At 70.4% G+C, this 19,398-nt stretch carries 19 protein-coding genes; 5 read left to right on the top strand and 14 right to left on the bottom strand.

What is annotated here, in order from left to right:
* Nucleotides 1–427 precede the first annotated feature (427 nt).
* The 9 genes from tyrS to AB0L91_RS31900 form a co-directional block, all read right to left on the bottom strand.
* Nucleotides 428–1,714 (bottom strand): tyrosine--tRNA ligase, encoded by a 1,287-nt coding sequence (gene tyrS / locus AB0L91_RS31940; protein ID WP_355281836.1) that lies wholly within the window; start codon nucleotides 1,712–1,714, stop codon nucleotides 428–430.
* Nucleotides 1,715–1,784: 70 nt separating this feature from the next.
* A complete protein-coding gene (locus AB0L91_RS31935) occupies nucleotides 1,785–2,633 on the bottom strand; it encodes an alpha/beta hydrolase (RefSeq protein WP_365016302.1) in 849 nt (282 codons plus the stop codon).
* Nucleotides 2,634–2,825: 192 nt separating this feature from the next.
* The gene (locus AB0L91_RS31930) at nucleotides 2,826–3,251 is read right to left on the bottom strand and encodes a DoxX family protein (protein ID WP_365016300.1); all 426 of its coding nucleotides are present in this window, start codon (nucleotides 3,249–3,251) and stop codon (nucleotides 2,826–2,828) included.
* Between the two features lie 73 nt (nucleotides 3,252–3,324).
* Entirely contained in the window at nucleotides 3,325–3,957 is a 633-nt protein-coding gene (locus AB0L91_RS31925; RefSeq protein ID WP_365016298.1) for a DNA-3-methyladenine glycosylase, read from the bottom strand.
* Between the two features lie 36 nt (nucleotides 3,958–3,993).
* The gene (locus AB0L91_RS31920) at nucleotides 3,994–5,142 is read right to left on the bottom strand and encodes a low temperature requirement protein A (RefSeq protein WP_355281824.1); all 1,149 of its coding nucleotides are present in this window, start codon (nucleotides 5,140–5,142) and stop codon (nucleotides 3,994–3,996) included.
* 53 nt (nucleotides 5,143–5,195) lie between these two features.
* Complete coding sequence (locus tag AB0L91_RS31915) at nucleotides 5,196–6,620, bottom strand: hypothetical protein (RefSeq protein ID WP_365016296.1); 1,425 nt, start codon at nucleotides 6,618–6,620, stop codon at nucleotides 5,196–5,198.
* A gap of 15 nt (nucleotides 6,621–6,635) precedes the next feature.
* A complete protein-coding gene (locus AB0L91_RS31910; protein ID WP_365016294.1) occupies nucleotides 6,636–7,130 on the bottom strand; it encodes a hypothetical protein in 495 nt (164 codons plus the stop codon).
* Nucleotides 7,131–7,203: 73 nt separating this feature from the next.
* Nucleotides 7,204–8,094 carry an RNA polymerase sigma-70 factor gene (locus AB0L91_RS31905; protein ID WP_365016293.1) on the bottom strand — a complete coding sequence of 297 codons (891 nt, stop codon included), beginning with the start codon at nucleotides 8,092–8,094 and terminating at the stop codon, nucleotides 7,204–7,206.
* Nucleotides 8,095–8,195: 101 nt separating this feature from the next.
* Nucleotides 8,196–9,374, bottom strand: coding sequence for an FAD-dependent oxidoreductase (locus tag AB0L91_RS31900; RefSeq protein ID WP_365016291.1), 1,179 nt, complete (start codon nucleotides 9,372–9,374; stop codon nucleotides 8,196–8,198).
* A 212-nt stretch (nucleotides 9,375–9,586) separates the two neighbouring features.
* Here AB0L91_RS31900 and AB0L91_RS31895 point away from each other — a divergent pair, with 212 nt between their 5' ends.
* The 4 genes from AB0L91_RS31895 (at nucleotide 9,587) to AB0L91_RS31880 (ending at nucleotide 13,333) form a co-directional block, all read left to right on the top strand.
* Nucleotides 9,587–11,107, top strand: coding sequence for a multicopper oxidase domain-containing protein (locus tag AB0L91_RS31895; RefSeq protein WP_365016289.1), 1,521 nt, complete (start codon nucleotides 9,587–9,589; stop codon nucleotides 11,105–11,107).
* A gap of 73 nt (nucleotides 11,108–11,180) precedes the next feature.
* Nucleotides 11,181–11,915, top strand: a complete 735-nt coding sequence (locus tag AB0L91_RS31890; protein WP_365016288.1) for an ABC transporter ATP-binding protein — start codon at nucleotides 11,181–11,183, stop codon at nucleotides 11,913–11,915.
* On the top strand, nucleotides 11,912–12,676 hold the full coding sequence (locus AB0L91_RS31885) for an ABC transporter permease (RefSeq protein WP_365016286.1): 765 nt from the start codon (nucleotides 11,912–11,914) through the stop codon (nucleotides 12,674–12,676). The genes AB0L91_RS31890 and AB0L91_RS31885 overlap by 4 nt, the downstream gene beginning before the upstream one ends.
* A 21-nt stretch (nucleotides 12,677–12,697) precedes the next feature.
* Nucleotides 12,698–13,333 carry a TetR family transcriptional regulator gene (locus tag AB0L91_RS31880; RefSeq protein WP_365016285.1) on the top strand — a complete coding sequence of 212 codons (636 nt, stop codon included), beginning with the start codon at nucleotides 12,698–12,700 and terminating at the stop codon, nucleotides 13,331–13,333.
* Between the two features lies 1 nt (nucleotide 13,334).
* Here the strand turns inward: AB0L91_RS31880 and AB0L91_RS31875 are convergent, their stop codons facing one another.
* Both AB0L91_RS31875 and AB0L91_RS31870 read right to left on the bottom strand, forming a co-directional pair.
* Nucleotides 13,335–14,141, bottom strand: coding sequence for a class I SAM-dependent methyltransferase (locus tag AB0L91_RS31875; RefSeq protein WP_365016283.1), 807 nt, complete (start codon nucleotides 14,139–14,141; stop codon nucleotides 13,335–13,337).
* A gap of 71 nt (nucleotides 14,142–14,212) precedes the next feature.
* The gene (locus tag AB0L91_RS31870) at nucleotides 14,213–15,160 is read right to left on the bottom strand and encodes a LysR family transcriptional regulator (protein WP_365016282.1); all 948 of its coding nucleotides are present in this window, start codon (nucleotides 15,158–15,160) and stop codon (nucleotides 14,213–14,215) included.
* 109 nt (nucleotides 15,161–15,269) lie between these two features.
* On the opposite strand from AB0L91_RS31870, the gene AB0L91_RS31865 reads away from it, so the two are divergent.
* Nucleotides 15,270–16,487 (top strand): MFS transporter, encoded by a 1,218-nt coding sequence (locus AB0L91_RS31865; RefSeq protein WP_365016280.1) that lies wholly within the window; start codon nucleotides 15,270–15,272, stop codon nucleotides 16,485–16,487.
* On the opposite strand, the gene AB0L91_RS31860 is transcribed toward AB0L91_RS31865, so the two are convergent.
* Genes AB0L91_RS31860 through AB0L91_RS31850 form a run of 3 tightly spaced genes read right to left on the bottom strand, consistent with a single transcriptional unit; the run spans nucleotide 16,471 to nucleotide 19,352 of the window.
* The gene (locus AB0L91_RS31860) at nucleotides 16,471–16,695 is read right to left on the bottom strand and encodes a Trm112 family protein (RefSeq protein WP_355281793.1); all 225 of its coding nucleotides are present in this window, start codon (nucleotides 16,693–16,695) and stop codon (nucleotides 16,471–16,473) included. The genes AB0L91_RS31865 and AB0L91_RS31860 overlap by 17 nt on opposite strands.
* 9 nt (nucleotides 16,696–16,704) lie before the next feature.
* Nucleotides 16,705–17,148 carry a GtrA family protein gene (locus AB0L91_RS31855; RefSeq protein WP_355281791.1) on the bottom strand — a complete coding sequence of 148 codons (444 nt, stop codon included), beginning with the start codon at nucleotides 17,146–17,148 and terminating at the stop codon, nucleotides 16,705–16,707.
* Nucleotides 17,145–19,352, bottom strand: a complete 2,208-nt coding sequence (locus AB0L91_RS31850; protein ID WP_365016313.1) for a hypothetical protein — start codon at nucleotides 19,350–19,352, stop codon at nucleotides 17,145–17,147. Before AB0L91_RS31850 ends, AB0L91_RS31855 begins: the two co-directional genes overlap by 4 nt.
* Between the last annotated feature and the right edge of the window lie 46 nt (nucleotides 19,353–19,398).

The following is a 19,398-nucleotide window of genomic DNA, read 5'->3' as shown; positions in this document are numbered from 1 at the left end:
CAACCGGGGGGTATGAGAGGCCGGAACCAATAATAATATTGGCACTGACATTCATCGACACACTATTGAGTTCTCAAAGAACACACGCACAAGCAGAACCACCGGCTCTCGTCCGGATCTTCTGCAGGGCAACTGTTCAAGCCTAACGGTGCTTCCAGGCGATGTCAATCGTAACGCTGGTCACACAGTCGAGGCAACGCCAGGCGCTCCCCGTCCTACCGCGTTTTCCCTGGCCCGCCGATCCTCTGGATCAGCGTCTCGGCTCCGGGTTGGTGTCCGTGTCGCTCTGACTTCCAATAAGTTACGCGCCGGAAAACGCTGCGTCAAATCGCCTGGACAGCAGGGCATCTGCGCAGGTCAGCGCGATGCCATCGGACCGCGTACCGGCCTGAATCACACCGATGTGACTCAGGCCTCCGCCGCGCGGTCAGGCTATGCGGCGCACGCCGGCCATGTTCTTCTTGCCGCGACGCAGCACCAGCCACTCGCCGTGCAGGTAGTCGGCGTCGGACGGGGTCCACTCGATGTCGCCGATGCGCTCGTTGTTCACCGACGCACCGCCCTCGGTCACCACGCGCCGGGCCGCTCCCCTGCTCTCGGCCAGGCCGGACGCGACGAGCAGATCGACGATCGTGTTCGGTTCACCGGGCACTACCTCGGCGACCTTGCCGTCGATCGCGGTCTCGCGCAGGGCGGCACCCAGGGTGGACGCGGGCAGGTCGCGCAGTTCGCCGCGACCGAACAGGGCCTGGCTGGCCAGTTCCACCGCGGTGGTCTCGGCCTCGCCGTGCACCAACGTGGTCATCTCCGCGGCCAGGCGCTTCTGGGCCTCGCGAGCGAACGGACGCTCGGTGGTGGCCTGCTCGAGCGCGTCGAGCTCCTCCCGGCTCAGGAAGGTGAACCAGCGCAGGTACCGCACGACGTCGGCGTCGGCCGTGTTCACGAAGTACTGGTACCAGGCGTAGGGGCTGGTCAGCTCGGGGTCGAGCCAGAGGCTGCCGCCGCCGGTGGACTTGCCGAACTTCTTGCCGTCGGCCGAGGTCACCAGCGGGACGGTGAGGGCGTGCACGTGCGCGCCGTCGACCCGGCGGTTCAGCTCGACGCCGGCGATGATGTTGCCCCACTGGTCGGAGCCGCCGACCTGCAGCGTGCAGCCGTACTCGCGGCGCAGCTGCAGGTAGTCGTTGGCCTGCAGCAACATGTAGCTGAACTCGGTGTAGGAGATGCCCTCCCCTTCGAGCCGCCGCTTGACGGTGTCGCGGGCCAGCATGACGTTCACCGAGAAGTGCTTGCCGACATCGCGCAGGAAGTCGACGGTGGACAGCGGTCCGGTCCAGTCCATGTTGTTGGCGATGATCGCGCCGGTCGGCGAATCGTCGAGGTCGACGAACCGCTCGAGCTGGGAGCGGATGCGGCCCGCCCACTCGGCGACGGTGTCGGTGGAGTTCATGGTGCGCTCGCCGACATCGCGCGGGTCGCCGATCAGGCCGGTGGCGCCACCGGCGAGCACGATCGGCCGGTGACCGGCGCGCTGGAACCGCTTCAGGGCGAGCAGTGGGACGAGGTGACCCGCGTGCAGGCTCGCCGCGGTGGGATCGAAGCCGGCATACAGGGTCAGCGGCGCCGCGGCGGCCGCCGCGCGCAGTTCGTCCAGGTCGGTGGACTGCGCGATCAGGCCGCGCCAGGTCAGTTCGTCGAAGATGTCGCCGGTCACGGTGTTCTATCTTTCCGTACTCGTTCCGCCGCCCGCGCGCAGGTCGGGCCGTGTTCGGCGGACGGCGTGCTCAGACCCGGGCGCGGGTGACCCAGGCGGCGAGATCGGCCTCGACCTCGTCCCGGTTGACCTCGTTGAGCACCTCGTGCCTGGCACCCTGGTAGATCCGGTAGGTGATGTCGGTCAGCCCCGCCTCGCGATAGCGCTCGACGAGCCGATCCGACAGCCGGGTGCCGTCGTTGAGCGGGTCCTGATCGCCGACCATCACGTAGACCGGCAGATCGGGGCGCACGGTGCTCGGATCCGACAGGCGCTGGTAGGCGGTGGTGGCGAGCAGCGCCATATTGGCGTCGTCGACCGGGAAGCCGCACCACGGGTCGGCGAGATAGGCGTCGACCTGAGCCTCGTCGGTGCTGATCCAGTCGGCGTCCGTGCGCGTCGGCTGGAAGCGCGCGTTGAAGAACGCGGTGAGGTCGCCGCCGGCGGCCGCGATCGCGTCGAACAGGCCGTCGACCGCCGTCGACCCGCAGAGCACGGCCTCGTCGACGAGCGCGGAGTGGTCGAGCAGGTACTGCTGCACCGCGAAGGACCCCAGGCTGTGCCCGAACAGGGTGACCGGCAGACCGGGATGACGCTCGCGCAGCAGTCCGGTCAGCGTCACCTGGTCGGCGACCAGCAGGTTCCAGCCGTCCGCGCCGAGCTGCCCCGGCTCGGAGAACATGCTGTAGCCGTGGCCGCGGTGGTCGGCGGCGTAGACCACGTAGCCGGCGCCGGCCAGCGTGGCGGCCAGGTGGCTGTACCGGTCGGAGTGCTCCCCCATCCCGTGCGCGATCTGCACGACGCCCACCGGTTCCGCGGCGGTGGGCGACCAGCTCCGGACGTGGATGGTGATGCCGTCGCTGCTGGTGAACGTGAGCACGAATTTCTCCTGCGGAAGGCCGTCGGGGCATGTAGGCATCGATCGTCGCATCGGAAGTACCCTGCGTCCCATAGGATTCGCCAACGAGTTCCGCGCCGGGACCTTGTGCCCACGGACAACCCCACCGGTGTCCGTGGACGCCGAAAATCGCCGGACCCGAGGGGTCCGGCGATGCTCAGCGCGGTCGGTGGCTCACCGGGCCGAGAAGGGCAGGCTGCCGCGGCGCTCGTAGGCGATCCAGGCGAAGATCGCGGCCAGCACCAGCGGGAAGATCGCCATCGACGGCTTGTCGGCGATGAAGGCCTGGGTCGCGGCGGCGAGCACGGTGAGCACCGACAGGCCCGCGGCGGCGAGGGCGGTGAGCCGCGGCACCATCAGGCCGATACCACCGGCCACCTCGGCGACGCCGATGAAGACGAGCAGCCCGAGCGGGATGGTCAGGTTCTCGGGAGCGTTGTCCATCAGCATGTTCGGGATGACGAGCTTCGGGCCACCCGAGGCGATGATGAAGAACAGGCCGAGCACCACCTGCAGGGTCCACAGGACGCGGTTGCGGATCGTGCCGGGGCGGTAGGCGGTGCCGGAGAAGTTCGCGGAAGCGGTGGCGGTGGTGGTCATTTCGTGTCCTTCGGGTCGGTCGCGCGCGGTGGGTAGCGCGTTCACCAGATAGGACGGACCCCGTCCGCGGAATTCATCGCTGCGCGGAAGAATTCTTCGGCGGAAGTTCCGGAGCGCGCGGACTGCGGCGATAGACCGACACCGCGGGCGACGGCAACCGGAACCGCCACGGCACCTCGGCGGCCACGCTGACACCTACGCGCGGACCCTCGGTGATCTGGGCCGCGGGCACCGGTTCGGCCAGGTGCAGCCGGATGTCGGCGAAGGGATCGAACAGCTCGGTGCCGTAGTCGGACAGGCTGATTCCGAGCGCGCTGCCGACATTGCCGGGTCCACGCGCCAGATCGGCGTCGGTGCGGGCGGCGGGCCTGCGCGCGCGGGCGACGTCGAGACCGTCGACCACTTCCCCCGCGCGGATCAGCACCGCGCCCGCGATTCCGTCGAAACCGGTGGTCACGTTGACGCACAGGTGGATTCCGTAGGACCGGTAGACGTAGAGCCGCCCGGCGGGGCCGAACATCACCGCGTTGCGGGCGGTCGGTCCCGGCCAGGAATGGGCGGCCGGGTCGGGCCATGGCCCGGCCGGATCGCTGCCGTAAGCCTCGACCTCGACGACGCGCAGCGCCACCCGACCGGACGACAGGGTCGCGCCGAGCAGCCTGCGCGCGGCGGTGGGCGGATCGACGGCCAGTTCCTGTGCGGACACGATCGTCATTGTCGCCCATCCCGCCGCGCGGCCGGGTCAGGCGTAGGCGCTGTGCTGGCCCGCGCGCAGGATGCGCCGGTCGTCGAGGATGACGACCGCGTACGCGAGGGCGACCAGCGCGGCGAGCTGCGCCCACGCGACGGTGTACACCCCGATCGGGGCGGTCGCGGCGACCACGACGGCACCGATCAGCCGGGCGCGGGCACCGGCCAGGCCCAGGGTCGCGCGGAACCACGCCTGCCCGGCGAAGTACAGCGCGACACCGCCCGAGAGCGCGCCGGCGGCACCCCAGCCCACCGGCTCGTCACCGTGCGCGATGCTCAGCGCAATGCCCGCCGAGGTCAGGATGACGCCGATCAGCAGCGGGTAATAGGCGTAGTCGTAGGCGACCAGGGCGGGCCGGACGCGGTCGGTGGCCGGGCGCGCGGCCAGCGCGTGCTCGCCGCGTTCGTCGTCGAAGCCGAAGTAGGCCCACCACAGCACGTACGCCAGCGCGAGACCGAGGGCGACCATCGCCATCAGCCCGACCGTGATGGGCTCGTCCGCGAGGCCGACACCGAGCGCGACGATGGACTCACCGAGCGCCACGATGATGACCAGGCCGTGCCGCTCGCAGAAGTGCGACGCGCGCACCACGAAACCGCCCGCGTCGACGAGGTACGGGCTGAGGATCTGCACCGCGAACGCGGCCGCCCACAGCAGGTATTGCACCGGCGGGTGGGTGAACCCACCACCGAGGACCAGCGCGGCCGACAGCGCGTTGAGCGGCCCGATCCGCCGGATCGCCAGGCTCGCCGAGGCACCGCCCGCCGAGGCGAACATCGCCGTGTGGATCGCGGTCACCAGCGCGTACCCCACGCCGAACGCGATCCCGGTGCCGTGGAAGGCATCCGGCACGGCGAGCGCGAGCACGAAGAACGCCGACATCCCGACGAGCAACCAGGTGCGCCGCGACGAACTGCTCGGCGCGACCTCGTTGGTCAGCCACACGTACCCGCCGTACATCCACCAGATCACGCCGAACATCAACGCCACCTGCAACAGCGCCTCCCAGTCCGGGTGGTGCACGAACACGTGGGTGAGCTGGGTGATGGTGAAGACGAAGACGAGATCGAAGAACAGTTCGAGGGTGGAGACCCGCACCTGCCCGCCGTCGGGGCCGGGCGCCGGAGATGTATCTGTCACCGGCGAATAGTAGGTCGGCGGCGGGCTCGGCGCGCGGCATGATGACCGGTCGGTTATGCCCGGCCCCTGCGGCGTTCGAGAAGCTGGGCCATGAGCGCGCGATCGGCATCGCGACCGGCGCCGGTGATGGCGACCAGGACCGTGCGCTCGCCGACGCCCGCGTTGGGGGAACCGGCCGCCATGCGGGTCCAGTGGTAGTGGATCTGGGCGCGCAGGAAGGTGCGGTCGGCGGACTCGTCACACAGCAGGACGACACCGGTGAGCGGGAACCGGTCGATCACCCGTTGCAGCTCGAACTGGGTTCCGGTGTTGGCGGGGAGGTAGCCGGACAGGTCGACGACGACGAATCCGACGCGGGCGAGCAGCATGTCGACGGCGCTCTGCCAGAAACTGCCGTGACACAGCAGGGCCCGGACCGGGTAGCTGCCCGCCGGGTCGTGCACGCGTTCGGCGGTGTTGGTGATGCCGGTGAGCCTGCGTCTGCCGGGCGGCAACGGTTCGGTGGGACACGCCGCCAGCGCGGCGCGGAAGGTGCGCGGCGAGGTGGCGAACAGGGTGCGGATCGCGTTGCCGGACCTGGCTTGCGCCACCTCCGCCGGACTGACCGATCCCGAACCGCGCAGGATGTGGACGTAGCCGAATTCCCGCCACGCCCCGCGCAGGAAGCTGCGGATCCTGGCGTGGTTGTCGAACAGGCGCAGGTAGGCGATCTCCTCGGGCGGCCAGCCGAACACATTGCGGGTGGCCGATACGGTTCTCACCTTGTAGGCGGCCGGGCTCGGCCGCACGAACTGCACACGCAGCGTGGGGATGTCGGCCGCGCGGACATCGACGGGGTCGGCGGCCAGGCGATCCAGCGCGGCCGCGTAGGCGGGGTCGCGCGACCACTTCTCCGCGGTAGCGCCCGCCTGCCAGCGCCGCCAGCGGGGCAGCGCCGCGCCGACGACGGCGAGCGCGATCAGCACGAGCACCACCACGTACGGCGCCGCGGGCACGTCCCGCATGGTGCCGTCGGGCTCCTCCACCTGGACGCCCCAGATCGCGATGGCGACGACCAGGCCGACCGGGATCACCACCCACCTGGCTCGTCGCCACATCACCTGCCGATGTCCGCGGACCGCGCGCAGCGCGCTGAGGTGATCCTCGAGCGGCGGTATCAGCAGCGCGGCGTGCTCGGGCCGCCGGTCGACCGCGAGCCGCACGCTGTGCGCGCGCTGCCAGTCGTACCAGTCGCGAGTGCCGTTCCATCCGCGCTCGAACAGGCCGAAGCAGCACAGCACCACCGGGAACAACACCAGCGTCCGCCAGGTCGACAGGGGTACCTCGGGCACGGCGTCGGCGAGCGGTTCGGGGGCGAAGACGACGAGTCCGACGATCGCGGCCGCCCACGGCACCGCCAGCACGGTGTTACCCAGCGCCGAGCGCAGCGACTCCGTTTCCTTCGCGCGGACGCGTTCCCGGAGATCCTCGGCGGTCATGTCGTTCCCCCACCGTCACGTCAGCACGGCGACGAGGTAGATGACCACATAGGTGCTCGCGAAGACCACCGGCACCCACTGTTCGAGGTGGGTGATCGGGGTGTAGAGCTTGCGGTCGCGGCCCTGCCCGAGCGCCGCCCACTCCGCCCGCCAGTACGGCGAGGCGGGGAGCCGTTCCTCCAGTTCGCCCACCACCCGGTACTTGGCGGCATTGAGCTGACGATAGGACCGCAGCGTGTAATACCAAGCGCCGCACTGCACGACCAGCGCCACCGTCGGGAAGATCAGCGTCCACACGCCCCGGCCCGGCCGCAGCTGCAGCACGAGCCCGATGACGGTGAAGGCGCTGGTGTTGAGGGTGAGGAAGAAGCCGTTGGTGACGGCGCGACGCGCGCTGATCCGGTCGGCCATCTCGACGTAGAGCTTGTACTGCTCGAGGACGAGATCGTGATAGCGGTCGGCAAACTCCGCGGGCGTTCGGTCGGGGTTCCACACGCCGGGACCTGGCATCGCAGCCACCTTCCGCGCGGGGCGAGGCGTCGACCTCGATGATATTCCGAAGTCGGCTCGCCCGCAGCGGGATTCAGCCGAGCAGCTCGGTGCCGTGGTAGAGCCCGGCCAGCTTGCCCGGGTTGACCTGGAAGCGCAGGTTCTGGATGCGCCCGTCGACGAGGTCGAAGGTGAACGCGGCGCCGGGGTTGCCGCCGAAGGAGGCGAGCGTGCCGAGTTCGCCGTTGATCTCGGCGGCGCTGAGTTCGGCGCCCGCCGAGGACGGTTTGGCCAGCACACCGAGAATCCAGCGGGCGACGTGGTCGGGACCGTACAGCGGCCTGCGGGCCGCGGTGACCACCCCGCCGCCGTCGGACCAGCAGGTCACGTCGGGGGCGAGCAGGTCCATCAGCGCGTTCAGGTCGCCGCCCGCGCAGGCCGCCATGAACCGTTCGGTGATGTGGGCGCGCGCGGCCTTGTCGGTGTCGAAACGCGGCCGACGCGACTGCACGTGGTTCTTGGCGCGGTGCGCGATCTGGCGCACGCTCGCCTCCGAACGGTCCAGGGTGTCGGCGATCTCGGCGTGCGAGTAGCCGAACACCTCGCGCAGCAGGAACACCGCGCGTTCGACCGGGGTCAGGGTTTCCAGGACCACCAGCATCGCGGTGGAGACGGTGTCGGCCAATGCGGTGTCCTCGGCGATGTCGGGTGAGGTCAGCACCGGTTCGGGCAACCAGGGGCCGACGTAGGACTCGCGGGTCACCCGGGCGGAGGTGAGCCGGTTCAGCGACAGGTTGGTGACGGTGCGGACCAGGTAGGCCTTGGGATGGTCGACAGCGGCCCGATCGGTGCCGTTCCACTTGATCCAGGCGTCCTGCAGGATGTCCTCGGCGTCGGTGACGGTGCCGAGCATGCGGTAGGCGGTCGAGAACAGCAGGCGGCGGTGTTCGAGGAAAGGGTCCTGGTCCGGCATGGGGTCAACCATGGCGCATGCTCCCTCGGTGCGGCGAATCATCCGCCGGGCCGGTTCCGTCGTCGGCGTGGACTCGGGAACCGGCGCCGGCACGGTGGCGGCGGTCGGCGTGCTCATGCGGTGGCGCGAGTCGCCTTGCCGCCCTTCGACAACTGGACGCTCGCGGTCATCCGCTTGCTCATCTTGAACGAGGGCACCGGGCTGCTGCTGACCATCTCCTTGTAGGTCCGGGCGGCCCAGCCCGTCAGGTAGAACCGGCGCGGGGTGTCGTCGGCGTTCGTGAACTGGATGACCGCGGCGCGGCGGCCCAGGCTCACCGGCTGGTGGACGTAGCCGAAGCGGAACGGCCGCACCGTCTTGCCGCGCAGTTCGGCCGCGATCGCGTCGGCCGCGTAGGCGGCGGTGGGCAGCCCGCTCTGGCAGGTGCCGTGGATCTGCCCCCAGGCCTGACGGACGGCGGCGGCGTCACCGATCGCGTGAATCGTGGGGTGCGACACCGACTTCAGGGTGGGGTCGACGATGATCAGACCGCGCTCGTCGGTCGCGATGCCTGCCTCGGCGGCCAGCGGAGACACGCGCACGCCGCTGGTCCACAGGGTGAGGTCGGCGTCGATCCTGGTGCCGTCGGCGAGTTCGACCGCGTCGGGCAGCACTTTGGTGACGCGCAGGCCGGTCGCGCGGACGATCCCGAGCCGGTCCAGCACCGTGTTCAGGTAGGCGCGCGCCTTCTCCCCCATCATCGCGCCCGGTTCGGCCGAGCCGACCAGGGTGACCCGCAGGCCCGGGTGGCTCTCGGCGATCTCGGCGGCCGCTTCGATGCCGGTGAGGCCGCCGCCGCATACCGCCACCGTGCCTCCGATGGCGGCGAGTTCGGTGAGCTCGCCCGCGAATTCGTGGGCGCGGCGGGGGTCGTTCAGGGTCCAGGCGTGGTCGGCGACGCCCGGGACCGCGGTGGTGTCGGTGGTGCTGCCCAGGGCGTAGACCAGTTGGTCGTAGGCGAGGTCGCCGACGCCGTCGACATGCACGCGGCGCGCGTCCGGATCGACGGCGGTGGCCCAGCCCCACACGAAGTCGATCCCGGTACCGGCGAGCAGATCCGGGATGTGGTGGTTGGCGAGTTCCTGACCGGCGGCGATCTGGTGCATCCGCAGCCGCTCGGTGAACCGCGCCGACGGGTTGACCAGGGTGATCGCGACGTCGAGCTTGCGCGTCCGCCGGGCCAGGCGGATCGCGGCCAGCATGCCGGTGTAGCCGGCGCCGAGGACGACGATGCGGTGCGTGGTGGTGTGCATTGCGGTGCTCCTTGTCGGTGGGATGTCGATAGGACAAACGACCCAGCAGGAACGTGACAGGCAGCGTATGTGACCCGCATCACATCACCCGATCGAGGTTCGGAAACTGGTGGTGACCTGCCGGAATACCGGTGCGGTCAGGGTGTGGGCCAGGGTCGGGTGGGGGAATCTTCCCGATGCGCGAGCACGCTCGCCGTCCCTACCGTCGGGACATGGCTTCCCCCTCTCGACCCGGCCGCGTGCGCCGGATACTGCTCGGCGCCGCCGCGCTCGCCCTCACCCTGGTGCTGGCGATCGCCGGCCTGGTGACCTGGACCTGGGCCGGCGCCGACGTGTCCACCGTAGGCAGCACGGATTTCGCCCGGCCACTGGCCATTCCGCCCCTGGCGCCCTCGACCGTCGACCCGGACGGCACCCGGGTGTTCGCCCTCGACATGCGTTCCGGCACCACGGAATTCGAGCCGGGCCGGGCGACCGAGACCTGGGGGTTCAACGGCAGCTACCTGGGCCCGACCCTGCGGGCCGCCCGCGGCGAGCGGGTGCGGGTGCAGGTGCGCAACCAGCTGCCCGAGGCATCGACGGTGCACTGGCACGGCATGCACCTGCCCGCGAAGATGGACGGCGGCCCACATCAGATGGTCGACGCCGGCCAGACATGGACGCCGGAATGGACTGTCGCGCAACCCGCTTCGACGCTCTGGTACCACCCCCACCCACACGGGGCCACCGAGGACCATGTGCGCCGCGGCCTGGCGGGCATGTTCCTCGTCGACGACGACGCCGCGGGCGCACTGCCGCTGCCCGACACCTACGGCGTCGACGACATTCCGGTGATCGTGCAGGACATGCGCCTGCGCGGGGACCGCTTCGACGGCAGCCACGGCGCCTTCCGCGATGTCGGGTTCCTCGGTGACCGGCTGCTGGTCAACGGCACCCTCGCGCCGTACCAGGAGGTCGGCGACGAACTGGTCCGACTGCGCCTGCTCAACGCCTCGACCGCGCGGATCTACAATTTCGCCTTCCGCGACAGCAAGCGGTTCTCGCTGATCGCCTCCGACGGCGGTCTGCTCGAACGCCCGGAAACCATGACGGCCCTGCATCTTTCGCCCGGCGAGCGGGCCGAGATCGTGGTGCGGATGCGGCCGGGTGAGCGCGCGGTGCTGCGCAGCGAACAGCTCGACGTAGGCCTGGACTTCTGGACCAACCGGTTCTCCGGGGGCGACGACCGCTTCGATGTCCTCGAACTCCGCGCCGCGAACACCCTGCGCCCCTCCCCCGAACTGCCCGACGCGCTCGTCCCCCCGTCGACGCCGGACGGCGCCGACGCCGTCGTGGAGCGCCGCTTCGATCTCACCTTCGCCGGAATCAACGGCTCCCCCATGGCGATGGACCGCGTCGACGCGACCGTCACCCGGGGCACGACCGAGAAATGGGTGGTCCGCAATGCCGACGGGATGCCGCACAACTTCCACGTCCACGACGTGCAGTTCCGGGTGCTCGACTACGGCGGCGCCCCGCCGCCGCCCGCGCTGACCGGCGCCAAGGACACCATCTTCCTGCCGCCGAACACCGCCGCGACGCTGGCCCTGCGCTTCGACGGACCCGCCGATCCGGACACCCCGTACATGTATCACTGCCACCTGCTCTGGCACGAGGATCTGGGGATGATGGGCCAGTTCGTGGTCGTCGAGCCTGGTCAACAGGCCGCGACACCCCCTCGACACGCGCACTGACTCTTGTCCCGCCGACGTGGTCGCGCTAAATTCATCACGTAGTGAATTCAACACTCGATGAATTGAGGCGACCATGTCGCACCCCACGCCGCCACCGTCCGCCGTCCGGGTCGACGGACTGACCGTCACGCGCGGCAAACGCACCGTCCTGCACGGGCTCACCCTCGACATCCCGCGCGGTTCGATCACCGGCCTGCTCGGGCCGTCGGGCTGCGGCAAGACCACCCTGATGCGCAGCGTCGTCGGTACCCAGATCGTCGAGTCGGGCAGCGTCACCGTGCTCGGCGAGCCGGCGGGCAGCGCCGGACTGCGGCGCCGGGTCGGCTACGTCACCCAGGCGCCGAGCATCTACGCCGACATCAGCGTCCGCGAGAACGTCGCCTACTACGCCGCGCTCTACGGCCGCGATCGCGACGACATCGACTCCGCGCTCACCTCGGTCGGGTTGCGCGACTACGCCGACCAGCTCGGCGACCAGCTCTCGGGCGGGCAGAAGACCAGGGCGTCGCTGGCCTGCGCGCTGGTCGGCAAGCCGGAACTGCTGGTGCTCGACGAACCGACCGTCGGTCTCGACCCGGTGTTGCGGGTCGAGCTGTGGAAGCAGTTCCACGAACTGGCGGCGCAAGGCACGACCCTGCTCGTCTCGAGTCACGTGATGGACGAGGCCGAGCACTGCGATCGACTGCTGCTGATGCGCGACGGCCACCTGCTCGCCCAGCTCAGCCCCGACGAACTGCGCGAACGCACCGACGAACAGAACCTCGAGACCGCCTTCCTCACCCTGATCACGATGGGAGAGCGCGCATGAGCACCACCCTGCGCCCGTACACCGCCACCACCGGCCGGATCCTGCGACAGCTGCGCAACGATCACCGCACCGTGGCCATGATCCTGGTGGTCCCGGCCCTGCTCATGACACTGCTGTACTTCATCTACCAGGACGCGCCCCGCCCGCCGCACGCCCCGCTGACGATCTTCGACCGGGTCGGCATCACCATGCTCGGGATCCTGCCGTTCATCGTGATGTTCCTGATCACCGCCATCGCGATGCAGCGCGAACGCACCTCGGGCACGCTCGAGCGCCTGCTCACGACCCCGCTGCGCAAGCTGGACCTGCTGGCCGGCTACGGCAGCGCGTTCTCGCTGGCCGCCGCCGCGCAGGCGGCCGTCGCCTGCCTGGTGGCCTTCTGGCTGCTCGGGATGAACGCGGCGGGCAATCCCGGCTGGGTGATGCTCATCGCCATGGTCGACGCGGTGTGTGGAGTGGCGCTCGGACTGCTGGCCAGCGCGTTCGCGCGCACCGAATTCCAGGCCGTGCAGTTCATGCCGGTGGTGGTGGCGCCGCAGATCTTCCTGTGCGGCCTGCTCGTTCCGCGCGACCAGCTGCCCGACTGGCTGGAGGCGATCAGCAATGTGATGCCGTTGAGCTACGCGGTGGACGCGCTGCAGCAGGTGTCGCTGTATCCGGAGCCGACCGCGACCATGTGGCGCGATATCGCGGTGGTCACCGGGTTCGCGGTGATCGCGCTGTGCCTCGGCGCGGCTACCCTGCGACGACGGACCCCCTAGCGGACGAGGAGAGACGGACACATGACCGACGGCGAATCCGGTTCGGACACCACGCGATCCGGTCGGACCGGGCGCAGGCCCGGCAACACCGATACGCGCGCGGCGATTCTCGCCGCGGCCCGGATCCGGTTCGCCGACACCGGTTTCGACAAGACCTCCATCCGGGCGATCGCCGGCGACGCCGACGTCGACCCCGCGCTGGTGCACCACTATTTCGGCACCAAGCAGCAGTTGTTCGCCGCGGCCGTGGAGTTCCCCGCCGATCCGGAGGCGACCTTGACCGCGATCGACCACGCACCGCTCGACGAACTCGGGGCCACGATCGTGCGCTCGGTGGTCGGGGTGTGGGACTCGCCCGCCGGGCCGGGCGTCGTCGCCATGGCGCGCAGCATCTTCGGCGGCGGCGAGGCGAGTCCGGCTCGCTCGTTCCTGCTCCAGGTGGTGTTCGAACGGATACGCGCGCGGATCGCCACCCCCACCGACGACGGCCGGGCACGGATGGCGCTGGCGGCTTCGCAGATGATCGGCCTGCTCACCGCGCGCAAGATCGTCGACATCGAGCCGTTGGCGTCGATGCCGATCGACGAGGTCGTCGCCGCGGTGGGCCCCACGGTGCAGCACTACCTGACCGGCGATATCGGTACCGGCGGTGTGTGATTCAGCGCGAGCGCACCCGCACGATGGCCGGTGGGATGTCGCGCAGCACCGGTAGCGCGGCGAACAGCGGCAGGGTGGCGGCGAGCGGACCGTGCGAGGGTCCGTAGGAGCTCACCGTCACCTCGTCGACGGCGGGTGTCCACGACCGCAGCAGCGCGGCGATCCGGCTCCGTTCGACACCCCACGGCATCGGCGGCGCGAGGTAGTCCGGCGTCTTGCGGAAGCCGCGCATCGTCTTGCGCGAGAACCACGGTGGAATGGTGTCGAACATCAGCTCGACGCCGGGGAAGCGTTCGAGGACCGCGGTGACCAGATGGCACACGTCCTCGGGCGCGAAATACATGAAAAGCCCCTGGGCCGTGACGAACACGCCGCGCGCCGGGTCGACGTGGTTGAGCCAGCTCAGATCGAGCGCGCTGATCGGCAGGTACTCGCAGCGCTCGGTGGGCGGCAGGAATCGACGGCGGATCTCGATCGATTCGGGCACGTCGACACACAACCAGCGCACCGTGCCGTCGTCGCAACGCTGGAACTGGGTCTCCAGCCCGGCGGCGAGTTCGACCACGGTCCCGCCGGGGTGGGCGGCCAGCCACGGCCGCAGCGCCTCGTCGAAGCGCGCCGAGCGCACCGCGTGCGTGCCGTCGGGTGCGCCGAAGGTGCGGACGTAGTCGAAATCGATGGTGTCGTACAGGCGTTCGCAGTCGGGGTCGGTGAGGACCGCGTCGGGTCGCTTCACCTCCGACCCGCGGTTGTGCAGGGTCCAGAGCATGGTCAGCGGGACCCCGCTCAGAGCTACGTCGTCGGACATCGAAGGCACCTCTTCCGGTCGCCGGACGGATATCGCCACCCGCCGGGTGACGACTGAGGTAACCCTAACTCCTAAAGCGGGCCGGTGGGGAGACTCGCGTCGGCGCGTGCCCACGGCGGCAGCCAGCGGTCGGCGGGTTCGGCCGGACGGCCGGTCGCGAAATGCGCCAGCAGGGTGGGCACCGCCGGGTGGGTGTCGTCGGTGCGCACGCAGACCGACCAGGGGTAACAGGGTGTCGGGTCGATCAGCTCGATGCGGCGCAGATTCCGGCGGGAGGCGGCCTCGATGCGGGTGTCGAGGCTGATCAGGGTCGCCGTCCGCGGGTCGCCGCCGATCGTGTCGAGGAGGTGCTCCATCCCGAAGTTGGGTCCGGCGCGATCGATGTCGAGGTCGAAGTCGGCGGTGAGATCGCGGTAGTAGGCGTCCCATTCGGTGCCGGGCGCCAGGCCCGGCATCCACAGCCGCACCGCACGCAGCTCGGCCATCCGGATCGAAGGCCGTTCGGCCAGTGGGTGTTCCGCGCCGACGAGCAGTTGCAACGGTTCGTCGTAGACCCGGTGCGCGACGACCGCGTCCGGCAGCGTCGGCGTCGCGACCGCCAGCAGCGCCGCGTCGATCTCGCCGTCCGCGACCGCCTGCACGGCCGCGTCGCCGCGCAGGGTCACGACGTCGAGCTCCACGGTCGGATGGGCACGGTGGAAGCGCTGCAGCAGGGCGGCCGAACCGACCCTGGTGGCGATCACGTCGACGCGCAGGGGCCGCGTCGGTGGCCGCAGCGCCGCTTCCGCGCGGTGGCAGGCCAGCAGGATCTCGCGGGCGTGCGGCAGCAGCTCCCGGCCGGTGGCGGTCAGCTCGGCGCCGTGCGGCGTGCGGCGGAACAGCTGCGTGCCGTACGCGGCCTCCAGGCCCGCGATGCGCTTGGACACCGCCTGCTGGCTGATGCCGAGGTCGATCGCGGCCTCCTGGAACTGCCCGGTGTCGACGACGGCGACGAAGGTGGCGACGGCTCGGAAATCCACGGGACCCACCCTAGACAGGCACGCGGACATCGGCGGACAACCGTGGGTTGTGCGAATCGCGCGATCCGTTGTTTGATCCGGTGGGGTGCGCGGTGTTTCGGTGTCGGGCATGCGCAGCACCGCCGTCTCGGCGCCCCGGCTCGGCCGCGACTTCCGCAGGCTCTGGACCTCGTTCGGGGTCAGTGCCCTCGGCAGCCGGATCGCGCTGGATTCGTTCGCCCTGCTCGCGGTGACGCAGTTGCGGGCAGGGGCGTTCGCGGTGGCGGCGCTGGCCGCGATCGGACCGGCGGCCGGTGCGGTGCTGGCGGCGCCGCTGGGTGGCTGGGCGGAGCGCGCGCCCAAGCGCGCGGTGCTGATCGGCGCCGACCTGGTGCGCTGCGCGGTGCTGGCGAGCGTGGCCACGGCGTGGTGGCTGGGGATGCTCGGGTACGGACTGCTGGTGACGGTCGCGGCCGTCACCGCCGCGGCGACGATCGTGTTCACCGCCGCGCGGGGTTCGCTGCTGCGCGTGGTGGCACCGCCGGAACTGCTGCTCGCGGCCAACAGCAGGCTCGAGGCGACGCAGTGGGCGGTCACCGCGACCGGACCGCCCGTCGGCGGGGTGCTGCTCGGGGTGTTCGGGCCGGTGATCACCGTGGCGATCGATGCGGTCAGCTATCTCGGGTCGGCCTGCGCGCTGGCCGGGATCCGGGCGCGCGAGTCGGTCGCGACGCGGTCAGCGGTGGTGGGCGGTACCGGGGCGGGTCTGCGGATCATCGTCGCGGACCCGGCGCTGCGCCTGCTGTGTGTGAACACCTGCCTGGTCAGCGGCTTGATCATGGGCAGCGCGCCGGTGCTGACGGTGCTGCTCATCCACGATCTCGGCTTCGCGACCTGGCAGTACGGTGTCGTCCTCGGGGTGCCGTGCCTGGGCGGGCTCGCGGCGACCCGGCTGACCGGGCCGCTCGTGCGCCGTTTCGGCGCGGGCGTGGTCCTGCGGGGCGCGGGAGTCGCGCGGGCCGGGGTGTCGATCGGGTTGGCGTGGACGCCCGCGGGCGTGCCGGGGATGGTCGTCGTGCTGGTGATCCAGACCTGGATCGTCGCGGCGATGGCGGTGTTCACCCCCGTGTTCGCGACCTACCGGCTCGAACGCATCGCGCCCGGCGTCACCACCCGTGTGCTGACCGCCTGGACCGTCACCAACAGCGCGGTCGTCGCCGCGACCACGGTGACGGTCGGGGTGCTCGCGCAGGTGTGCGGTGGCAGGCAGGCGCTGCTGGTGGCCGGGATCGCACTGCTCGTCAGTGCCGCGGCGCTGTTCGCCGTTCCGGTCAGGACTGGGCGGTGAAGAACTCGTGCTCGGCGTCGTCGACGTCGCGGGCCTCGTCGACCAGCAGCACCGGGATGCCGTTGTCGATCGGGTAGGCCCGGCGCAGGCGCGGGTTGTAGAGCACACTCGCGTCCGATTCGGTGCGCACCAGCTGCAACGGGCCCTTGTCCTGGGGGCAGGCCAGCAGGCCGAGCAGGGTTGCGTCGATGGTGGATTCGTGCGCCATGTCCCTAACCTACCGCGCCCGCCGGAACGAGATGTAGCGGTGCCCGAAGAAGCTGAGCACCGCGACCAGACCCATCACGATCACCGACGCCGGCGCGGCCGGGAACCCCAGCGCCGTCACGGCCACCTCGACCAGGATCACGTTGAGCACCAGCCCGCCCGCGTTGACCCCGCAGAAGGCGACGAAGTCGCGCAGCACCCGCCCCCGCACCCGGAACACCAGGGTGCGGTGCAGCACGAACGCGAGCACCATGCTGACCGCGTACGCCGCGACCACCGCGAGCCCGGGCCTGCCGTCGCCGAAGACGCTCAGCCAGAACACCGTCAGCGCCATGCCGAGCAGGGTGTTGAAGCCGCCGACGATCGCGAACGCCAGCTCCTGGCGCTTGACGATGCGCAGCAGCGGGCCCGGCGTCTCGAGGACGCCGCCCGCCGACGCCGCCTCGGCGGTCATCGCACCGCGTCCGCGAGCTCGGTGTCGTCGGCGGGGATCGACTCGGCCGCGGGCGCGTCCTGTTCGTCCTCGGGCTTGCGGCCGCGCACGTAGAGCCACTGGAACAGCCCGAGGCCGAGCAGGCCGAGCACGATGGCGGCGCCGCCGATCTTCCAGCCCGGCGGACGCCAGGTCAGCTCGAGGTCGCCGTTGCGGGTGCCGGCCGGGATGTCGACCGCGACGAAGCTCTTCGCGACCACCGTGAACGGCACGTCCTTGCCGTCGATGCTCGCCCGGTAGCCCGGCCAGCCGAGCCGTGCGAACACCACCCGGCCGCCGTTCTCGGAACTGACCCTGACCTCGCTGGTGGTGTCGGACTCCGACACCGAGACCGCGGTGCCGCCCTCGACCGCGGAGACGCGGCCGTTACGGGTGGAGATCAGGCCGTTCTCGCGTTCGAGCACCGCGATGTACTTCTCGTGGCCCGGGTAGTCGACCCACTTCCAGCCCGCGGGCGCTTCCTGGGCACGCGCGTCCGGGTAGAGCGCGCGCTGCAGCACGACCCGGTCGACGTTCATCAGGTCGACGATGGCCTTGCCGGTCGACGGCTCGACCGCGAACGCGCGCCGGTACGCGTCGGGGCAGACGCTGGTGTCCCAACGCATGCAGAGCATGTCGCCGAACCAGTAGTGCCCGTTCGGGGTGTACCCGCTGACGTAGGTGAGTTCGAGGTCCTTGGCGTAGTTGCCGAACACCAGCGAACCGTAGGCGCCGTCGAGGGTGCGCTCCCCCGGCTGGATCAGCGCACGATCACCCAGTTGCAGGGTGGTGCCCGCGAAGTCGGGGAACGCGGCCATGGCGGCCGCGCGGTCGCTGGGCAGGTTCCAGCTCATCGGGGTCGGTTGCGCCCGGTCGACCTGGAACCAGGCAATCGGGAACACCGCGACGATCGCCAGCGCGACCGCCGCCGAGGTGCCCTTGTGGACCGCCAGCCACACCACCCCGGCGCCGAGCGCGGCCAGGACCAGCGCCGCGGCGACGTGGACCGCCCAGTTGTGCGGGTCGGCCGAGAACGAGCGCACCCAGAGCAGGCCGATCAGCACCGCGGCGGCGATGCCGCGCGAACGCCAGTCCTTGAAGGTGGCGAACCGGCCGAGCAGCACGCAGACCAGCAACAGCAGACCCAGCGCCACCATCGGCAGCACGCGGGCGGGCCAGCGCAGCGGGCCGATCGTGCCGGGGCCCGCGGTCCACATCAGCGCCGCGATCGCGAACAGCGCGATGCCGCTGAGCTCGCGCCACGCGGCCCGCGCCTTACCCCAATCGATGAACGCCAGCGCCGGGATCAGGAACCAGGCGATGTAAACCACCGGCAGCGGCTGCACATAGCCCCACCACGAGGTGAAGGCGGGCAGCGTCGAGGGCAGGCTGGCGTTCAGCGATTCCGACCACGGCACGGTGAGGAACTGGTCGTTGTTGATCTGGGCGGTGCCGCGCCAGGTCACCTTGGCCGACAGCATCGACGGCAGGTAGGTCGCCACGCCGGCCAGCGCCGCCAGCCCGGCGACCGCCAGCAGCCGCAGCGGCGGCTTCCACGCCTTCTGGTAGATCAGCTCGCCGACCGCGACGGCACCGATCATCAGACCGGCCTCCACCGCCGGGAAGATGTACTGCACCGAGATCGCGAGGTAGAGGTAGACGAACACCGGGATCGGCCCGCCCCGGCCGCGCGCGTAGCGGACTCCCGAGGCCCACGCGTGCACCATCCACGCGGTGCCGGTGAACGCGGTCATCCAGCTGGCCTCGTCGAAGAACAACAGCCACCCGGTGAACGGAATCGAGACGCCGGCCAGCGCGGCCCACTGCACCTTCGAGCCGTAGGCCAGGCAGATCCGGTACACGCCCAGGCCGAGGATGATCGCGAAGATCAGTTTCACCACGGTCGCGTACAGCACGAGATTGTCCACCGAGGGCGCGATCAGATCGATCAGCAGCTGCGGCGGATTCAGCAGTCCCGCTTCTTCGATCGAGTAGTTTCCGGCCATCCAGTGCTCGGGCACCATCACCGGCAGATCACCGTCGCGCAGCCGCCTGCCGAGCATCACCCACAGCGGCACGTACTGGGATTCGGTGTCGTCGGTGTAGAAGTGCCTGGCGTTGGCCAGCAGAACCGCGCCGTAGCCCGCGATCACTCCGAGGGAGGTGATCAAGCCCCACAGGTACACGGCACGACGGGGAGGGGTTCTACTTTCCACCACGAGGACCAGACCC

Origin of the sequence: Nocardia sp. NPDC051833 (assembly GCF_040681225.1) — a bacterium.
GTDB lineage: Bacteria > Actinomycetota > Actinomycetes > Mycobacteriales > Mycobacteriaceae > Nocardia.
The sequence above is the reverse complement of the archived record's forward strand: the minus strand, read 5'-3'. Positions and strand labels throughout refer to the sequence as shown.